Annotated in this window: 14 protein-coding genes; 2 read left to right on the top strand and 12 right to left on the bottom strand. The window is 74.6% G+C overall.

Features of this window, described 5'->3' with window-relative positions; all coding sequences use genetic code 11:
- Positions 1 to 17: 17 nt before the first annotated feature.
- The 11 genes from OG500_RS33935 to OG500_RS33985 all read right to left on the bottom strand — a co-directional run bounded on the left by OG500_RS33935 (position 18) and on the right by OG500_RS33985 (position 15279).
- Positions 18 to 1247 (bottom strand): M50 family metallopeptidase, encoded by a 1230-nt coding sequence (locus OG500_RS33935; protein WP_327070677.1) that lies wholly within the window; start codon positions 1245 to 1247, stop codon positions 18 to 20.
- Complete coding sequence (locus tag OG500_RS33940) at positions 1244 to 2296, bottom strand: lantibiotic dehydratase C-terminal domain-containing protein (RefSeq protein ID WP_327070678.1); 1053 nt, start codon at positions 2294 to 2296, stop codon at positions 1244 to 1246. The genes OG500_RS33935 and OG500_RS33940 overlap by 4 nt, the downstream gene beginning before the upstream one ends.
- Complete coding sequence (locus OG500_RS33945) at positions 2289 to 5015, bottom strand: lantibiotic dehydratase (protein ID WP_442907158.1); 2727 nt, start codon at positions 5013 to 5015, stop codon at positions 2289 to 2291. Before OG500_RS33945 ends, OG500_RS33940 begins: the two co-directional genes overlap by 8 nt.
- 67 nt (positions 5016 to 5082) lie before the next feature.
- Positions 5083 to 6729, bottom strand: a complete 1647-nt coding sequence (locus tag OG500_RS33950) for a nitroreductase family protein (RefSeq protein ID WP_329585844.1) — start codon at positions 6727 to 6729, stop codon at positions 5083 to 5085.
- Between the two features lie 91 nt (positions 6730 to 6820).
- Positions 6821 to 8749 carry a TOMM precursor leader peptide-binding protein gene (locus tag OG500_RS33955; RefSeq protein WP_442907159.1) on the bottom strand — a complete coding sequence of 643 codons (1929 nt, stop codon included), beginning with the start codon at positions 8747 to 8749 and terminating at the stop codon, positions 6821 to 6823.
- A gap of 100 nt (positions 8750 to 8849) precedes the next feature.
- Positions 8850 to 11108: a TOMM precursor leader peptide-binding protein gene (locus OG500_RS33960; protein ID WP_329585847.1), complete on the bottom strand. Its 2259-nt coding sequence runs from the start codon at positions 11106 to 11108 to the stop codon at positions 8850 to 8852.
- Between the two features lie 12 nt (positions 11109 to 11120).
- The gene (locus tag OG500_RS33965; protein ID WP_329585849.1) at positions 11121 to 12392 is read right to left on the bottom strand and encodes an AfsR/SARP family transcriptional regulator; all 1272 of its coding nucleotides are present in this window, start codon (positions 12390 to 12392) and stop codon (positions 11121 to 11123) included.
- Positions 12393 to 12578: 186 nt separating this feature from the next.
- Positions 12579 to 13352 (bottom strand): class I SAM-dependent methyltransferase, encoded by a 774-nt coding sequence (locus OG500_RS33970; RefSeq protein WP_329585852.1) that lies wholly within the window; start codon positions 13350 to 13352, stop codon positions 12579 to 12581.
- Positions 13353 to 13590: 238 nt separating this feature from the next.
- Positions 13591 to 13860, bottom strand: a complete 270-nt coding sequence (locus OG500_RS33975; RefSeq protein WP_327070684.1) for a GlsB/YeaQ/YmgE family stress response membrane protein — start codon at positions 13858 to 13860, stop codon at positions 13591 to 13593.
- 154 nt (positions 13861 to 14014) lie between these two features.
- Entirely contained in the window at positions 14015 to 14806 is a 792-nt protein-coding gene (locus tag OG500_RS33980) for a phosphotransferase enzyme family protein (protein WP_329585856.1), read from the bottom strand.
- 17 nt (positions 14807 to 14823) lie between these two features.
- Entirely contained in the window at positions 14824 to 15279 is a 456-nt protein-coding gene (locus OG500_RS33985) for a MarR family winged helix-turn-helix transcriptional regulator (protein WP_329585859.1), read from the bottom strand.
- Between the two features lie 222 nt (positions 15280 to 15501).
- On the opposite strand from OG500_RS33985, the gene OG500_RS33990 reads away from it, so the two are divergent.
- A complete protein-coding gene (locus tag OG500_RS33990) occupies positions 15502 to 16752 on the top strand; it encodes an MFS transporter (protein WP_329585862.1) in 1251 nt (416 codons plus the stop codon).
- On the opposite strand, the gene OG500_RS33995 is transcribed toward OG500_RS33990, so the two are convergent.
- Complete coding sequence (locus OG500_RS33995) at positions 16749 to 18359, bottom strand: sensor histidine kinase (RefSeq protein ID WP_329585865.1); 1611 nt, start codon at positions 18357 to 18359, stop codon at positions 16749 to 16751. The two genes, OG500_RS33990 and OG500_RS33995, sit on opposite strands and share 4 nt — an antisense overlap.
- A 175-nt stretch (positions 18360 to 18534) precedes the next feature.
- Between OG500_RS33995 and OG500_RS34000 the strand changes: the two genes are divergently transcribed.
- Positions 18535 to 18891, top strand: a complete 357-nt coding sequence (locus tag OG500_RS34000; protein WP_329585868.1) for a hypothetical protein — start codon at positions 18535 to 18537, stop codon at positions 18889 to 18891.
- The last annotated feature ends 16 nt before the right edge of the window (positions 18892 to 18907 follow it).

Raw genomic sequence — 18907 nt, forward strand, 5'->3', positions numbered from 1 at the left:
TTGCTCGTCCGCCGGCATCAGGTCGCCTGCCGCTTGCGGTGGGTGCGCAGGACCAGGCCGCCGGCCCACAGCGCCAGCGCGAGGGCCACCACCAGCAGCGGTGCGAGGCCGGCCACCGGCGCCCAGCCGGCCGGCAGCAGCCGGCGGGCCAGTGGCCCCAGCGCGGCGAGCGCGGTGGCCGCCAGCGCGGCGCAGCCGAGCGCGTAGCCGCCGTAGACCAGTCGCAGGCGCCGGGGGTAGCCGCTGGTCCCCGGACCGCGGCGCACCGCCGAGCGGGCCAGCAGGGCGACGAACCGGCGGCTCTCGGTGGCGAGTTGGAGGCAGTCCAGGGCGTAGCCGAGGGCCTGGTAGCCGTCCAGCGGCGGCAGCGGGACCAGGTTGGCGAAGGCCAGCACCGCGCCGAGCAGCAGCAGGCCGCCGATGAACGGCCGGGCCTGGGCGTGCGCGGGCAGCAGGTTCCAGGCGAGGTACCAGGGCAGCAGGAAGACCAGGTTGACCAGCGCGCCGGCGCAGGCGGTGGCGATCTGCTGGCGGCGCCGGGCGAAGAACTGGACGTCCTCCACCTCGCAGTACAGGTAGGTCGCCGGCAGCCGCCAGCGCAGGCCGATCTCGGTGATCCGGCCGCCGAACGCCCGGCCGACCAGGCCGTGCCCGAGCTCGTGCAGGGCCAGGCTCACCCAGAGCAGGGTGCCGACGGCGAACAGCGCCACCGGCTGGTGGAACAGCTGCCCGGTGTCCCGCAGCAGCGCGCCGGACTGTGCGGCCAGGCCGGTCAGCAGCGCGGCCACCAGGGTGAACAGGGCGGTTAGGAACCAGCGCCGGCGCAGCAGGCCGGTGGCCGCGTGCAGCCGGTCGAGCAGCGCAGGCGCGTCGGCGACCATCCGCACCCGGCCCGCCAGCACGGTGGAGCGGGCCGGCTCGGACGGCCGCCCGGCGGCCTCGGGGCCCGGCGCCGGGGCGGTGCCGAGCAGGCCGCGGCTGTGCAGCAGGCCCAGCAGCTGCTGCCACTGCGGCTCGCCGAGCCGCGCCCGGAACTGCCGCGCGTACTCCTCGCCGACCTCGGCCAGCGACCGGCTGCCGTCCAGCCGGCTGATGATGAAGTGCTCCTTGGTGCCGACCGTCAGACGACGGCCGCTGACCGGGTCCTTGAGCAGGTGCACCGGCGTGGTGCCGCGCAGCAGCGGGCGGCTGATCCGGATCTCCGGGCGGATCCGCGGTCGCAGGTCGAGCAGTTGACGCTCCGTCATGAACTCACCGCGGCCCGCGGTTCGCGCAGCGCGCGGGCCAGCACGTAGGAGAGGTAGGCCTCGTCGCGCACGGTCACCGAGAGCCGGTTGTTGGTCATGTGGGCGTAGGGGGAGAGCAGCATCGGCAGCGCCTGGGCGAGATCGGTCACCGGCAGGTCGCGGGTGCCGTCCCAGGAGCGGAAGACCAGCTCGCCGCGCTCGGCCAGGGCCGCGGCCCGGGCGCGCAGTTGGAGGCAGTGCTCCGCCCAGTCGCGCAGCAGGGTGGGCAGGCGCTCGGGCACGCCGGCGCCGATGGCCGCGCGGATGGTGTGGAACCGGTCCGCCAGCGCCTCGCCGGTGCTGCCGTAGGCGCGGTCGTAGCCCTGCTGCGCGGTGAAGTTGGTGCCCTCGAACGCCCCGTTCCAGAAGGCGTGGTAGCGGTCCAGGAAGGCCAGCAGCTGCTCCTGGTCGGGCAGGAAGCAGGCCGACATGGTCATCATCAGCTGCGCGGCCAGCCCCAGCACCACGGTGCGCAGGTGCAGGTTCATGGTGCGGGCGGCCTCGATGACCAGGTCGCTGGAGCGCTGGAAGTGCCACTCGGCGAGCGCCACTCCGGCCGGGCCGCCGTACTTGCCGTACTCCGGCTCGTACGGTTCGGCGCTGAAGGTGTTGTTCTCGCGCAGCCGCATCCGCCCGTCCGGACCGAGCAGGCGTTCGCGGTCCTCCTCGCGGTACTCCAGCTCGAAGAGGGTGTTGTAGAGCTCGGCGAAGAAGCTGTCCTTCACCTCGTAGAGGGCGGGGCGGCGGCGCAGGAAGGCCGCGATCGCCGCCTCGGCGCGCTCGGTCACCTCGCCGGCCGCCGCGGGGGTGGCAGGGCGCAGCCGCAGCCGCAGGTGCGGACCCTCCAGCCAGTAGTTGATGAAGAAGTACCCGGCGAGCAGGCCCTGTTCGGTCAGCTCCTCGACCAGCGGGCGCACGCACTGGAGCAGCAGCGGGCGCGGGCTGGCGGCGTAGAAGATGTGGAAGGCCTGCCAGTCGCCGGGGGCGCCTCCGGCGGGGTGGTCAGCCATGGCTGGGCTCTCCTTCCCGCTGCCCGGTGGCGGCGGCCGTGGTGCGGGGGACGATCTCCAGGGCCAGTTCGGCGACGTGCCGGCCCCGGGCGGAGCGCACGTGCAGCTCCTGTTCGCCGGGCAGCATCTCGGTCAGGACCAGCTCGGCCGGGCCGCCGGTGAGCAGGCCCTCCAGGGCGAGCAGCGAGAGCGGGCTGGCGAAGTCCAGGTACTGCGGCTTGACGGAGCCCAGCCGCGGGCCGGCGCCGCCCTGTGGATGCACCTGGACGAAGAGCTGCAGGGGGAGCCCGAGCCGGCGGCGCCAGCGCTGCCAGGCAAGGAACCGCCCGGCCTCGCCGCCGCCCGTCCGGGCGACCGGCAGCCCCTGTGCTGCCACCGTCCAACTAAGGCGCTGGAGAACCAGGTTGCCGTACCGCACCCGGGGGCGCCGGGTCACCCCGTCGGTGGCCGGGCCGGCGGGCACCCCGCGCCACAGCTGCGGGGTGACCCGTGAGGTGGGCGAGAAGAGCAGCAGGCTGCGCGGCACCTCGGGCAGCACCATCGGCACCAGGTAGCCCAGATAGAGCGGGATCACCTCCCGGCCCAGCCGGCGCGAGCGCAGGTGCAGCCGGTCGGCGACCGGGTCGTGCGCCACGGACAGGTCGTCGAGCCGCAGTTGGGCGGCCTCCGGGGCGGTGCTGCGCTCCCCGGGGCAGACGATCTCGTACTCCGTCAGCCGGGCGTGCAGGTTGAGGTTGGTGGTGGCCGATCCCGCGGTCACCTCGGCGAACACCGCGCCCTCGGGCTGGGCGGCCAGCAGTGCCTCGCGCAGTCGGGCGGGCAGGCCGGCGCCGTCCGGCTGGTCGAAGCAGTGGGTGAAGCGGGTGAAGGGGAAGGCCAGGCCGCCGTACGAGTGGTTGAGCACGGCCAGCGGCCCGCGTGCGCGGCGGGCCAGCTGGACGAAGTGGCTGTGCGGCGCGAACTCCTCGCCGAGCGGTGCGAGTTCGGCGGCGACGGCGGACAGGTCGGCGTCCTCCAACAGCAGCTCCTCGCTGCCGTCGGGCAGCTTGGCGAACAACTCGGCCATCCGCCGGGAGAGTTCGGTGCGGGCCCGGTCGAGGGCGGTGAGCTCGGGGCGGCCCAGCCAGTTCTCCTCGGGCAGGTAGCCGCCGTCCTCGCCCTGCTCCGGCTTGAGCGCGGTGAACTGCAGGTACTGGTTGAAGATGTCCTCGTGGAAGTCGTGCACCAGCTGGAGCAGGTCCGGGCAGCTGCCGCCGTGGCCGAAGCGGGCCAGGAAGAAGCCCTTCAGGGTGAGCCGGCGGGCCAGGCCCAGGTCGAAGACGGGCAGGATCCGGGCGAGTTCGCGCAGGCGGGCGGCGGGCTCGCGCCACTCGGCGCGGTCCGCGGCCACCTCGCCCGCCGCCACGTCCTCGTAGAGCAGGGTCTGGGGGAGCGCGGGCGCCTCTCCGCCCGCCAGCTCGCTCTGCAGGGCGGTGAGTTCCCGGCGCAGTTCGGTGAGCAGGGCGCGTCGGGTCGGCGGGTCCGCCGCCGGGTAGCGGTCGATCACGGCGGCCGGGCCCGCCAGGCGTGCCGCGGCGGCCTCGGCCCACGGCCGGTCCAGCGAGTGCAGCGCCGCCTGGAAGGCGCGCAGCGGGTCGGCGGCGTGCACATCGGTGCCGAGCGCGGGCAGTTGGAGCATGCCGACGTCGAGCAGCGCGGTCAGGTAGCGCTCGGCGTCCACGGTGCTGCCGCCGGTGCGGGCACTCAGCAGCGCGGCCAGCTCGCCGAAGCGGATCAGCGGGCGCTCGCCGAAGAACTCCAGCAGGTGCTCCAGTACTCCGCTCAGCCGCAGGAAGAAGAGCCGGTCGTGGGCGGCGTCGAAGCTCACCGCCGCGGCGGTGTCCCCGGCGGTGACCGAGCGGCGCACGTAGCGGACCCGGTCCTCGGTCAGCTCCCAGCCGGAGGCGGGCGTCAGGGGCAGGTCGCGACGGCGCCCGGGGTCGGCGGCGATCAGCTCGGCCAGCCGGGCGAGGACGACCACGTTCAGTCGGGGGTGGCTGGTCCGCCCGGGGCCGAGTTGCAGCTCCGCCTGCTCGGGAGTGGTGCCGGTCTGTTCCGCAGCGGTGCCCGTCGCGGCGGGGCTGAAGGTGCCCGCGGCGACCGCGGTGAAGGTGCTGAACGGGCTGGTCTTGCAGGCGGTCCGGTACAGGTAGGAGAGCAGCGACCGTTCCAGCTTGCGGGCGCGCTTGTCCAAGGGGGCGGCGGGATCGGCGCGTTGCCGGCGGTCCAGGCCGTCCACCAGGGAGGGGGAGGCGAGCAGCAGGCCCAGGCGCAGCTCCTCGCTCCCGGCGATCCGGCGCAACTCGTCACGAGTGGAGAGGAGTTCGGCGGCGAGCAGCGGTTCGCCGCGCTCGGCGAGCCGCGCCAGGTGGTGGCGGGCGCGCAGCCACTGGGCCAGCAGCTCGCCGGTGCTGCCGCCGAGTTCGGCCGCCAGCGCGCCGAGTTCGGCCGGCCGGTCGGGCAGCCGGTTGTTGAACACCTGCCGCCGCACCGCCAGCAGTTCGCGTCGCCGGCCGGCGTCCCCGGCCGTCCGCACCAGCGCGGAGAGCGGTTCGCTGAGCCGGGCACCCAGGTCGGCCAGTCGCTCCTCCTCGGCCAGCAACCGCTCGGCCCAGTCGAGGGATTCGGGTGCGCGCAGGGCGTGCACCGTCTCGACGGGAAGTCCGCCGACCCGCAGCATGAAGTGGTGTCCCAGGCTCTCGGGAGCCGGGTCCGGCGTTTCGGTGGTCAACTCGTCCCCCCGCACATCAGGCGATCCGGTGGTCGAAGTCGGCGGGGCTGCGGTGCTCCTGGCCGACCATCATGATCAGCATCGGCACCTCGCCGCGCTCCGTCAGCCCCAACTCCTCGGCGTAGGAGACGCAGTCGAAGCCCAGCGCCACGCCGCAGGCCAGCCGGGCCGCGGCGGTGGCGGTGTAGAGCGCCTGGGAGCAGGCGCCGACGGCCGCGTTGACCAGCCGCAGACCCCGGTCGCCCACCGCGTCCAGCACGGCGCCGGCCGGTGCCGCCACCGCGATCACCGCAGCGGCCTGCTCCAGGTTGTAGTTGGCCAGGAAGTAGGTGCGCTGCAGGAACGCGCCCGGTGCCCCGCTCCCGACCTGTCGCAGCGCGGCACGGTCGCCGCCCGGGAGGTAGGCGTAGGCGCCCGGCGCGATGCCGGTGACGTGATTGACGAAGACGTAGAGCCGGGTCAGCGGCGGTCCGTCGGGGCCCTGGGGCGTGCCGGCCTCCGCATCGGTGTCCAGGCGGGCGGCGGTCGCGGCGGCGGCCAGTGCGGTGGCCAGCTGGGCCGCGCTCATCGGCGGCTCGGCGGTGAACCGGCCGAAGCTGCTGCGCCGGGCCCGCAGGGCGGTGCGCACCCCGGCGGTGAGCGGCTGCGGGGCGGGCAGCCGGAGGTCGGCGCTACCCGCTGCCGCGTCCGGTGGGAATGGTGGGACACGGCCCAGTCCCTGCGCGAGCACGCCGGGAGCCGGTCGGTCGCTCGCACCCGCCAGGGTGGCGGCGTGCACGCGCCGCACGGTCTCGAAGTCCAGGACCGTGCGCGAGCGTTCCTGGTCCACGGCGTGCACCCGCACCTCGGCGGGGACGGCCCCGGCACGGGCCGCGGCGGCCGGCCGGCCGTGCTGCCAGCGCAGCGGGACGACGGCGAAGACGCCCTCCTCCTCGGGCGCCATGCCGAGCAGCCGGGTCAGCCTCGGCTCGTCGAACCAGAGTGCGGCACCGATGTGCAGGCCGTGCGCGCGGGCCCAGATCCGCCAGGTCTCCAGCAGCGCACCGATGTCCATGGCGACCACGTGGTACGAGAAGCTGTTGTACTTGAAGGCGTTCTGCCAGAACTTGACCCCGAGCACGAGGAACTGGTCGGTCTCCCAGCCGTCCCCCTCCTGGCTCGGCGCCCGGCCCAGCGCCGCGCGCACCTCGCCCGAGACGTCGCCGGTCAGCAGGCGCTCCATCGCATGGTGGCCGGTGGCGTAGTGGTAGACGCCGGGCGTGAACGGGCCGCTGGGCCCGCAGACCCAGTGGATGCCGATCGGGTACAGCCCGCCGCCGGAGGCGGTGCCGCGGGAGAAGTTGGCGTGGGTGGCGAACGGCAGCGAGCCCAGGTCCGAGTTGGCCTGCACGGCCAGCCGCCGCCCGGTCAGGCCGTAGGAGTCGCGGAGCATCCCGCCGAGCAGCGGCAGGGTGAACCCGCCCTGCCCGCGCGGCCCGAACAGGCCGCGCTGGACGCTGGCGCCCGGTGCCGCCGGCCCGTCCGGCAGCGGCAGGCGCTCGGCGCCGGGGTAGTACTTGCCCTTGCGCGGCCGGTCGGCCCAGTCGGGCACGAAGTCGGCCGGCTCCATCGGCACCCGGCCGCGCCGCATCACCGCGGCGGCGTACTCGTGGGCGTAGCCCATGCTGACTCCTCTCTCAGGTCTCGCTGCTTCGTCTCTCGCTGCTTCGTCGGCGCCCGGGGCCCGGGGTCCGTGCTGCTGGCCGGCTGTCGGCTCAAGGGAAGGGGTGGGGTGCCCAGTTGAGGTCGGCGTCCGACAGTTCGCGGTCGCGCAGGCCGGCCCTGAGCGGCGCGGTGCGCAGCCGGGGCATGGTCAGGGCCCGTTGCCGGCGCCAGCCGAAGTCGATCGGCAGCAGGCCGGGGACCAGCACGCTCGCGGTGCACAGGCCCAACGCGCGCTGCTCGGGCATGGTCTGGTCGACCACGATGACGTCGAAGCCCGCTCCGGTCACCGCCGCCACGCACTGCTCCAGGTCCTCCCGCAGGTCGTCGCCCGGCCGGATCGCGCCCGGACCGCGGGCCAGCGAAGCGGGGTCGGCCAGCGGCGACGAAGCCCGTGGTGACGAAGCCGGTGGTGACGTAGTCGGTGGCGACGAAGCCCGTGGTGACGTAGTCGGTGGTGACGAAGCCCGTGGTGACGCTCCGTCAGATCTGAGCAGGAAGTCGGCGTGCCGGGCCATCTCGGGCAGCCCGTAGAGCAGCGGATGGTCGTGCAGCACCCGGACCTGGTCGAAGTCGGCGGCCATCGCCCGCAGTCGGTGCTCCTCGCGCACCGTGCGGCGGCGCAGGTTGACCGCGTCGGTGGCGATCTCGCACAGACCGGCCCAGAGCGCCGCCTCCGGATCGAGGCTCGCGCCCGCCCCGAAGGCGAGCCGGCCGAGCCCGCCGTCGATCCGTTCGGCGACCGCGGTCACCACCGGGATCGGGAAGCCCATCCGGGTGTCGAAGAAGCGCGCCCGGTAGCCGTACATCGCCAACCGGTCCACCATCGCCCGGGTTTCGGCCCGGGTGCTCCGCTGCGGATCGAGTTCGGGCAGTGCGATCCCGCCGTACCAGCTGAGCAGGAAGGCGTCGCGCTCCACCACCTCCATCAGCCCGAAGTAGACCGCCTCCTCCAGGCAACCGCCGGAGGCGCAGCCGTTGGAGCTCTCCTGGACGAAGCGGTTCCGCAGCCCGCCCGGCGCGTGGTAGTAGGTCAGCACCTCGGGAACCAGCACCGCCCGGTCCTCGCGCAGCGACCAGCCCCAGACCCAGGGGATCGCCCGGCTCGGCGAGAACGGCAGGACGTCCGGCTTGAGTTGGTGGAACTCGGGGCTGTAGAGGCCGCACTCCCTGGGATCGAGCGCCTGTTCGCCCAGCTCGTCGAGGGCCGCCAGCACGGTGCCGCGCCGGCCGCGCGGGCGCATCCCGGCGAACCGCTCCAGGCCTTCCAACAGGCCGACCTGGGTGCTGGTGCGGTAGGCGGCGGTGTGGCCGCCCCAGAACGACTCGCGCAGGTAGCTGCCGGAGCGCATGGTGAAGCAGCCGACGGTCGAGGAGGTGGTGGCCGACACCAGGTCGGGAATCACCGAGGGGCCGAGCATCCCGGCCACCGGGTTCACCAGGGCGGGCAGCGACAGCCGGTACTCCTCGATCCCGCGCAGCCGGAAGTCGTCCGGTGCCGACTTCGGCCGGCTGGTCAGCGTGATGCGGGCCTGCTCGGCGCGGTCCTCGGTGCGCGGGTCACAGTGCGGGCACTCGGCGTCGGGGAGCAGCGGGAAGCCGCTGACCCGCAGCGTCTCCAGGTCCAGCAGGTGCACCGGAGCGGCCTGGGGCCGCTCGCGGCGGGCCGCCAGCAGTGCGGCCAGCGCGTCGGCGAGGAACGGCACCGCCCACGGCGGGTCGCCCACCGCCACGGTGTCGCCGCCGCGTTCGAGCGCCTCGCGCAGTGGCCCGGAGCGCACGGCCTGCCAGCGCCGGGCCAGGCAGCGCGGACAGGGCGAACCGGCGGGGGAGGGGCCGGGCCCGACGATCGCGTGGTGGCCGTACAGGTGCACGGGATCGGCCGGTCCGGCGTCCGAGGCGGCCTCGGCGATGCCCAACTCGTCCTGCACGCCCAGCAGTCGCGGGGGTCTCTGCGGTGCGCCGAGGGCTTGCGTCAGCAGCTCGGCCAGCGCCTCGCGGGTGCGCGCCCAGCAGCCGTCCGCCCGCTCGCACCGTGCATCCGCAGCCTCGCCGCGCGGTCGCTCGACGACCCCGGCGGCCTCAGTGCGCACCCGAAGTCCCGTCGGTCCCGTGGGTGAGAAGCACCTTGACCACCTCGATCCGGCCGGCCCGCAGATCGGGTGCGCCCGCCGGTGCGACCAGCACGTCGCGTCCGGCCTCCCGCAGCCGCTCCAGGACCTGCGCCCAGTCGAGCCGGTCGGCCGGCGCCCCCGGGCCGGCACCGGTCGCGTCGGCACCGGCGACCAGCACGGCCGGATCGAGGTCCCGCACCAGCGGGTCTCCGGCGTCGCCGGAGCCGGGCGCACCCAGGTCGCGTCCGAGCTGGACCAGGCCGAGCAGGTCCCGGGCCGCCGCCAGCACCGCCTCCCGCAGGCTCAGGGCGCCGCCCAGCGCCCAGCGCCCGCGCTCCGCCCCCGGTTCGGTGGCCCGGGCCAGCACCACCGGCAGCGGTTCACCCGGGTCGCCGCCCAGACGCAGCAGCTCCAGCTCCAGGCCGAGGTTCGTGGCCGAGCGGGCCAGGAAGGTGAGCTCGACATCGGCTTCCAGCAGGTCCAGTGGGAGGGTCCGGACCGTGGCAGCGCCGCGCAGCGCCCGCCGCAGCGCGTCGTACGCCAGCGCCGAGCGCAGCGCCCGGGTGATCGCCCCGGCGAGCGTGCCGCCCGCGCCGGTGCCCGCGCTGGTGGCCTCGAAGACGTGGCCGGCGTTGTCGGCCGCCAGCGGACGCAGGGCGGCGGCCGGCACCAGCAGCCGCTCGCCGGTGAGCAGCGAGCGGGCCGGACGCCAGGGCCGCTCGCCGGTGCGCAGCACGCCGCTGGCGGTCGCCAGCCCGGCCGGCTCGATGCGCGCGCAGTCTTCCGTCGCCGCCCGGCCGTGCGGGTCCGCCGCCGGGATCACCCGGTCCGCGTAGACCTCGGCCGCGCGGTAGAGGGCGCGCAGCCGGGCGCCCGCCACGTGGTGCACGTCGAAGGCGGAGATCTTCCGGCGCGCTCCGGGGGCCAGGTTCAGGCGCACCGTGCCGACCTTGAGCGGCGTCTGCTGCCAGCTGTCGTCGGCGAACTCGGTGCAGAGCCCGGCGTGCGCTCGCACCAGCACGGCCCGCGCGTCGAGTTCGGCCAGCGCCTGCTGGGCCGCGGCCTCCTCGGCCGCACCGTCGGCCGGCTCGGTGCGCGGCCGGTCCGCCGCGTCCAGCTCGCCGGTGCTCGGCCACTGGCCCTCGGGCCGGCCCGCCGCCTGCTCGTCGAGCGTGGCGCAGCGCGGGCAGCGCGGATGCGGCAGCAGTGGTTCGGCGGCCACGTCCAGCGAGTCCAGGTGCTGCACGACGAGCTGCCCGTCGGTCTCGGCCGGCAGCGCCTCGGTGGTGAGCCGGAACACCTCGTAGCCGAGCAGGTTGCCGAGCATCGCGGCCAGCGGCCCGCTCGGCTGCCGGTCCCCGGCCGAGAGCGGCGCGAGCGGCGCCACGCGGCTCCACAACTCGGCGCTGTCGGCGGGGTCGGCGCCCGCGCCCAGGCGCAGAGCGGCGCACACCCAGCAACCGGGGCGGCCCTCGGCCATCACCGGCCCGAGCACCGCGCGGTCGCCGATCGTCCAGGCCGGCAGCAGCCGCCGCCCCGGGGGGATGCCCGCCTCCAGCAGCCGCGCGGTCTGCCGGGCTCCGGCGGTGACCACGACGAGGTCGTAGCCGTCGAGCGCATCCCAGTCCACCGGGCCTTTGTCGTCGGCTATCTGATGGAGCGTCAGTTCACAGCCCGCCTCGGCGAGAGCGGCCGTCTCGGCGGCCAGCGCACCGGTCTCGTCCGCCAGGACGCCGGGCAGCAGGCCAAGGGTCGCGCAGCCGTTGCGGATCAGGCTCAGCGCACACCAGCGCGCGAGCTCGTTGTCGCCCAGGACGGCGACCCTGGTACGCCGGTAGCGGGCGAACCGCTCGGCGGCGCCGCCCACGTAGTGGTCGATGTACTCCAGCTGGGCGCCGAAGCGGGCGGCGACCTCGGGGGAGACGGCCTCCGCGTCCGCCTCCGGGGCCGGGCCGGCGTCGCGGGCGAAGCCGCGGCCGTACAGTGCGGCCACCAGCTGGGTGATCATGGCGCGCTGCTGGTCGCCGAGCCCGCTGCAGAGGTCGGCCACGCTGTGCCCGCCGTCCAGGTGCGGGACGAGCAGCGAGGCGAAGCGGTAGGCGTTCTTCGTGGTGAGGCTGAAGCCGCCGTGTGCGTTGTGGAAGAGCACACCGGTGGGCGTGCGGGTGTACAGCACGTCGCGCCGGATCCGCGGGCGCGTGTCGGCGATCTCCTCGTACCGGGCCATGTCCCTCACCCTTCAGGTTCTGCGCAGCGGGGCGGCCGGAAGCCGCGTGGGTCGGGGGTGCTCGGTGGCGCGCTCGGTGCGCCCCACGCCGTCGGCGGGCGGTCCGGTGGCCGGTGCGTGGGTCCAACTCCCGGTGGCGGCACGGGTGAAGGCCAACAGGAGGTCGTGGACCTGGTAGCGGCCGGGCGGGCCTTCGCGCAGCAGTCCGGCCTGCACCAGCCCGGCCAGGACGAGTTCGCCGCTGACCGGGCCGCTCGGCGTGGCCAGGACGCCTGCCCGGTCCGCCGGACCGGGCTGTGGATCCGGACCGGGCTGTGGATCCGGGCCGGTCGCGGCGGCGGGTGCTGCGGGTGTCGCGGGTATCGCGGTGCGGGCGGTCGCCGGGGCGGAGAGCGCCCGCTCGTCCGGTCCATGGGGCCCGTCAGGTGCGCCCGCTGGGGCCGTGGTCGCGGTAGTGGCCGCGCCGGTGGCCGTGGCGGTGGTCGCGGCGGTGGTCGTAGTGGTCACCGACTCGCCGCGCAGGATGGAGAGTTCGAGGCGCCGCAGGGCCGGCCCCGGATCGACGCCGAGCTCCTCCAGGAGGTGGTCGCGGACCCGGCGGTACTCGGCGAGTGCGTCCGCGCGGCGGCCGGTGCGGTAGAGCGCCTCGATCAGCTGCTCCCAGAACCGCTCGTGCACCGGGTGCGATCTCGCCGCCGACCAGAGTTCAGCGAGCACCTCGCGACATCGTCCGAGGGCGAGTTCGATGTCATAGGCCCGTTCGGCGGTCCGCAGCCACTCCTCGGTGAGCCGGGGGACCTCCTCGCGGTGCAGCGCGTCGGACGGCACATTGCCCAGCACCGGTAGTTGCCACAGTGCCAGCGCCTCCCGTAACAGGCCCAACTCGGCTTTCTGATCGGCTGCTTGGTCGGCCCGCCGGAGTAACTCGCGAAATTCGAGCAGGTCGAGGGTGCCGGTGTCGACGGCCATCCGGTAGCCGCCGGGCAGCGCCTCGATGGCGTGTCCGGCGATGCCGTACTTGGCGAACAGCCGACGCAGGCGCAGCACGCAGGAGTGCAGGGCGGCCTTGGCGGTGGCCGGGGTCTCCTCGCCCCAGATCGCCCGTTGCAGCCACTCGACGGAGACCACCGCGTTCGGGCGGACCAGCAACGCGGCCAGCAGGGTGGCGGGTTTGGAGGGCTGGAGCACGGCGGTCTCCCGCCGGTCCGCGATGGCCAGCAGGCCGAGCACGGTGAACCGGGTGGCTCCGTCGCCGTCCTGCTGCGTTCCTGTGCTCCCGCTCACGGCTCACCCCCTGTGGTCACGGTCGTCGACCGGCCGGTGCCAGTTCTGCCCGTTTCCGTCCGCCGGAAGCTACTGGCCGAAAGTCGATCAAGTCAACGACTTCGACAGGCATTTGAGTGAACTTCCTGCCAATGCTCAGGCATGCCCCCAGGTCTGGACCTGCGCCGACGCCGGCGAAGGGGCAGCTCAGCGGCCGGGCGCCGTGCAGTCGGTGAACGGCGATTCCACCGGGCGGCGGAACAGGGCTGCCCAGAGGAACGGTTCGCCGAAGCAGGCGGACTCGGCCGGCTCGTCGCGCATCCGGCGCAGCGAGACTTCCGTCAGGCCGGCGAAGATCCAGCGCAGCGCCTGCGGGGTGTAACCGAGCCCGCCCTGCAGGCCGGCTTCGTGGTACAGGGCGGCATCCGGCAGCTCGGAGCCCATCGCCCCCGCCGCAAAGCAGGTGAGCGCCAGCCGGCCGCCGGGGGCCAGGACGCGATCGATCAGCGCGAGGTAGCTGATCCGGCGGTGCGGCGGCAGGTGGTGGAAGCAGCCCGAGTCGTAGACCAGGTCGTACGGGCCGGGCAACTCGCCCTCGGGCAGCGCGAACGCGTCGCCTTGGACGAACCGGACGCGCTCCCCGCCGGGCGTCGCGCGGGCGCGTTCCTCGGCCCAGGCGATCGCTGTCGGTGAGAGGTCCACGGCGTCCACCCGGAACCCCAGCGCGGCCAGGTGCAGCGCGTTGCGCCCCGGACCGCACCCCAGCTCCAGCGCCCGCCCGGGGGTGAGCAGTCCGCGCTCCAGGTAGTCGACCAGCGTCTCGTCCGGCTTCGCCACGAAGAACGGCACCGCCCGGTCGCGGTCGGCGTAGAAGCGGTCCCACCAGTCGGCCGCCCCGCCCGTCCAGCGGTCGGCCCCCGGCGCGAACAGCCCGTCGAGCAGTTTCAGCACATCGTCCACGGTGCGGATGTTCCGGTCCATCAAATCCCCTTCCCTGAGGGGGAGATGCTAGGACCGGAACCCGCAGATGCCCAGCTCGGCGCAGGTGCCCGACGTGGCCGGAGCCATGACCGGGCCGCCGCCCCGACCTCGCCGGGCCCCTCACCCGCACCCGCCCGGGGCGGACCGGCCAGCCCCGGCCCGAAGGCCGTGAAGGGCACGTTCAGGGCTTCGCCCAGGCAGGTTTCTAAAATTCTTCTCCGGCCAGCCCGACAGGCTCCTAGCGGCTCACCTTGCGTCTGCTCCAGGCCGGGCTGACCAGGCCGACCAGCACGACCGCGAAGCCGATCTGCAGCAGGTGCCGGATCCAGTCGATCCCGGAGGTGTGCCGCACGCCGATCCAGCCGGCCACGGCGTTGCCGAGCAGGGCGCCCACGGCGCCGAGTACGACGGTGAGCCAGAGCGGGATGGCCTGCGGGCCGCGCAGCAGCAGCCGGGCCAGCAGGCCGAGGACGAGACCGATGATGAGGATCCACACGATCTGGAACATGACGCCTCCGGTGGAACAGCAGGCCCCTGGTGGAGCGCGGGCGCTCGGGCCGCGCCCGGACGGCGGTCGCCGCCGTGCGGGAACGCCTCTCAAAGGCTAAGCCGTCACCCACCGGCCCGGCATCCGCTGGGTCCGGGGCGGGCCGCCCGCCGCCTCAGGCGAGCGCCGCCGTCAAGCGGGCCGCGTGGCGGCGCAGGTGCGCCGCGTCGCGGCGGTACAGGGAGTCGTGGCCGGCGGCCAGGTGGCCGGCGAAGGCGGCGTTGCCCTGGGCGGCCTGCTGGTGGAGGTGCCGCACGAGCTGGTCCAGGCGCTCGGCGGCGGTGCGGACCAGGGCTGCGCGGTCGCCGGCGGCCAGGCGGTAGGCATCGGCGAACAGGCGCAGCCGGCGGGCCTGTTCGCCGACCGACAGGGTGAAGTCGGGGTTGTCCGGGGCGGTCAGCGGGACGAAGCGGTAGGCGGCGTAGCCGACGTCGTGGATCCGGGGGCCGGGGTGTGCGGCGTCGAAGTCGATGAACGCCACCGGCTCGCCGTCACGGAAGACGCAGTTGTACGGGGCGATGTCCCCGTGGCAGACCACCTCGGCCGGCTCGCTCGCCGGCCGGTACCAGCGGGCGTCGGCGGGCGGGGCGAACCCGGCCGTCGCGTCGTGGTACTCGCGCAGCAGCCTGCCCACGGCCCGCAGGGTGGCGTCCGAGCGGGCGTGGGCCGGCAGCGGGTACCCGGGCACCTGGCCGGGGAGGAAGTCGAGGATCTCCCGGCCCTCGGCGTCGAGGCCGTGGGCGCGGGGCGAGCCGGTGAAGCCGGCCGCCCGCAGGTGATCCAGCAGCGCGTGGACGGTGGGTGTCCAGTCGCCGGTGGGCCGCCGGACGGTCGAGCCGCTGCGGACCACGTGGTTGACGCCGCCACCGGTGAGGAGCTGCTCGGTCGACGGGTGGTCGTCCGGCACGTTGCCCGCCCCCGTCCTCAGGCCGTCCGAGCCGGCAGGGCACGGACGGCGGCCACCAGGGGGGCGAGTTCGGGGCGGGCGGCGGCGTCGGTGAGGGCCTCGGCGAGGGCGGTGTCGTTGGTCGGACGGGCTTCGGCGAGCAGGGCCCGGCCCGCGTCGGTGACCTCGGTGTAGATGCCGCGCCGGTCGTCGGGGCAGAGGTAGCGGGAGAGCAGGCCGCGGTCCTCCAGCCGGGAGACCAGGCGGGTGGTGGCGCTCTGGCTGAGCAGCACCGACTCGGCGACCTGGCTCATCCGCAGGTGGCCGCCCTCGCCGGAGTGCTGGCCGCTCAGCACGTTCAGCAGGGAGTACTCGCGCACGCTCAGCTCGTGGCCGGCCTGCAGGGCCCGCTCGATGTGGGCCTCGATCCGGCTGTGCAGGGCGGAGAGCGCACACCAGCCCTGTGCGAGGCCCTGTCCGACCTGCTCACTCACGTTCCGCTCCTCCGCGCCATGCCCCGCCACGCCTTGCCCTGCCACGCCTTGCCCTGCCACGCCTTGCCCTGCTGCGCCATGCGATGCCGTGCCGTCCTATGTCACGCCGTGCACCAGGATAGCTCCAGATCGAAATAGCCCGTGCTTGCAAGTATCCGGCGTCTGCAATTATTGTCGAAGCTTGTAATGCTCGAACGCAACAACCATGGAGGGTGGCTTCCCATGCCCCTCGCACTGCTGGCCCTGGCGATCGGCGCCTTCGGCATCGGCACCACCGAATTCGTCGCGGCAGGGCTGCTGCCCCAGGTGGCCGCGGACTTCGGCCTCTCGATCCCCACCGCGGGCTTCCTGGTCACCGGCTATGCGCTCGGGGTGGTGCTGGGCGCCCCGCTGCTGACCGCGCTGGGCACCCGGATCCCGCGCAAGCAGATGCTGATGCTGCTGATGGGCGTCTTCGTGCTGGGCAACGCGCTGAGCGCCGTCGCGCCGGACTTCACGCTGCTGCTGGTCGGCCGGGTCGTCGCCTCCCTCGCGCACGGTGCCTTCTTCGGCATCGGCTCGGTGGTCGCGGCCGGCCTGGTCGAGCCCCGGCGCCGGGCCGGGGCGATCGCATTGATGTTCACCGGCCTGACCGTGGCCAACGTGGTGGGCGTGCCGCTCGGCACCCTGATCGGCCAGCACTACGGCTGGCGGGCGACCTTCGCGGTGGTCACGGTGATCGGCCTGGTGGGCCTGGCCGGAGTCGCCGCGCTGGTCCCGCAGCTGCCGCGACCGGCCGGTGGCGGCGGGCTGCGGCGCGAGCTGGCGGCCTTCCGCAACGTCCAGGTGGTGCTGGCGATGGCGATGACCGTGCTCGGCTTCGGCGGCGTGTTCGCCGCGATCACCTACATCACGCCGATGATGACCGGCCCGGCCGGATTCCCGCAGTCCGCCGTCGGCTGGCTGCTGGCGCTCTTCGGCGTGGGCATGGTGATCGGCAACCTGGTCGGCGGACGGTACGCCGACCGCGCGCTGATGCCGATGCTCTACGTCTCGCTCGGCGCGCTGGCGGTGACGCTGGCCCTCTTCACGGTCACCGCCCACCACCAGCTGGCCGCCGCGATCACGGTGCCGCTGCTCGGCGCGTTCGGCTTCGCCACGGTGCCGCCGCTGCAGAAGCGGGTGCTGGACCAGACCGCGCAGGCCCCGACGCTGGCCTCCGCCGTCAACATCGGCGCCTTCAACCTCGGCAACGCGCTGGCCGCGTGGCTCGGCGGGCTGGTCATCTCGGCGGGCCTCGGCTACACCGCGCCCAACTGGGTCGGCGCGCTGCTGACCGGCTCCGCCCTGCTGCTGGCGGTGCTCTCGGCCGCGCTGGAGCGCCGCACCGCACGGGCAGTGGCGCCCGGGGCAGCGGCGCACGAGGCAGTGGCGCCCGGGGCGACGGAGCAGCCGGTGAGCGGCTCCGTCCCCGCCCCGGTCCAGCTCGGCTAGCGCCGGTCCGGCTGGGCCGGCCGGTCCGGCCGGGCGGCGGGTCCAGCCGGTCCAGCGGGTGCGGCCGGCGCTCCGGGCAGCCGGATCGTCGCGACCGCCCCGTCGCCCGCCCCGGCCGTGGCCCCTTCCGCGGGACCCAGCGACACCTCGCCGCCCGCCTCCCGGATCGCCTGCGCCACGATCGCCAGCCCCAGGCCCGAGCCCGGCATCTGCCGTGCCGAGGGGGAGCGCCAGAAGCGGTCGAAGACGTGCGGCAGGTCCTCGGCCGGTATCCCGGGACCGTGGTCGCGGACGGTCAGTGTCCCGGCCCGCAGCCGCACCTCGATCGCGCCCCCGGGCGGGCTGAACTTCACCGCGTTGTCCAGCAGGTTGATCACGGCCCGCTCCATGGTGTGCGCGTCCGCCCGGACGTACCAGGGGTCGAGCTCCACGGTGAAGGTCAGCCCGGGGCCGCGCAGCCGGGCCCGGTCCAGGGCGCGCGCCGCGACCTCGTGCAGCGGCACCACGTCCAGTGGCTTGGTGCCCGCGGCATGGGTGGGGCGGGAGAGTTCCAGCAGGTCGTTGATGAGCGTGGACAGCTCCACCAGCTGTGCCTTCATGGCGGCGACCATGCGGGTGCGGGTCGGTTCCGGCAGTGCCCGGCCGGTCTCCTGGCTGCGCACGAGCAGGTCGACGTTGGTGCGCAGCGAGGTCAGCGGGGTGCGCAACTCGTGCCCGGCGTCGGCGATCAGCTGCGACTGGCGCTCCCGGGAGTGGGCCAGCGCGGTGCTCATCGCGTTGAACGACCCGCTCAGCCGGGCGATTTCGTCGTGGCCGAAGACGGTGATGGTGGTGCCGGGCTCCTGGGTGCGGGCGATCTGCTCGACGGCCTCGGTGAGCTGGTTCACCGGCCGCAGCGCGGTGCGGGCGATCCACCGGGCGCCCAGGGCGGTGCCGGTGATCACCACGGCGGCCAACGCGGCCAGGAAGAGGGCGAGGTCGCGCAGTGCCTGCTGGACCGGGGCGAGCGGCTGGGAGACGAGCACCGCCATCGGCAGGGTGGCGCCGCCGGGCTGGTTCACCGGCATGCTGATCACGTAGACCCGCACCGAGGTGCCGCCCTTGGTGCGGCCGGTCCGGATCCGGCTGTCCGCGTGGGCCCCCGAGGTCCGGCTGGCGGCGATGGCCACGTCACCCGGGGTCACGACGACCGTCTTGCCGCCGTCCGGCGGGCAGGCGTGGCCGTCGGCGAAGACCACGGTGGGGATGGCGAGCCCGGTGTCGTACTGCTCGGTGCCGCTGCACAGACCGGCCAGGTGGTGCACCGCGGTCTTGCTGACCGGCCCGACGGACTGCCGCAGCGTCTCGTCGACCTGACTGGTCATGCGGTCGCGGGCGAGGAACCAGCTCGCCGTCGAACAGACCACCACGGCCAGCGAGATCGCCACCACCGTCAGCAGCACCAGCCGCCCGCGCAGCGACACCCGGGCGAGCCGGCGCCCGGCCGCCCGGCGGTCAGCCGCTCGCTCCCGGCGGTCCGTCGCCTGCCCGCGGCCGTCCGTCGCCCGCTCCTGGTCGTTCGTCGCCGGCCCCTGTGCCGGCTGGACGTCTGCCCCTTGATCGACCATGCCACTCCCCGTCATCCTGCAGACTCGGACCTGATCGGCATCCGCCATGGCCCGACTGCTCCCCGGTCGGTCGCGCGTGCTGACCTGGAGTCAACCTCAGGGACTTTCCTGAGGGAAGACTGAGTGCATTCTGAGAGCGCGAACAGAATCGGATCGGACAAGAGGGGGAGAGGGCATGGGCAACCCGCGCCGGCTGCGCCGGCTCGTGGTCGGTGCGGTGGCCTGGCGCTGGTCGGTGCACCATCGGCGCGGTGGCGGCGGCGAGGTGCTGACCCTGCACCGGGAGGCGGCCGGGGGGACCTTGCGCATCGTCTTCCGGGCGGGTCCGGGCCAGCTCTTCTCCGACGCCCTGTGGCAGACGGGTGCCGTCGGCAGCAGCGACACCGGCGCCGTGCTCAACCTGCACCAGCCGGGCGTGGTCCGGGGCCTGCTGGACGCCGCGGCGGCCCGCGGCGCGCTGGCGGACCTGGCGACACGCGCCTCGCGGGAGATCGACGGCTGGCCGCTCTTCGCGGAGCTCACCAGCCGCTGACCGCCCGCCCGCTCGC

This window comes from Kitasatospora sp. NBC_01250 (genome assembly GCF_036226465.1).
In the GTDB taxonomy this organism is placed as follows: Bacteria; Actinomycetota; Actinomycetes; order Streptomycetales; family Streptomycetaceae; genus Kitasatospora.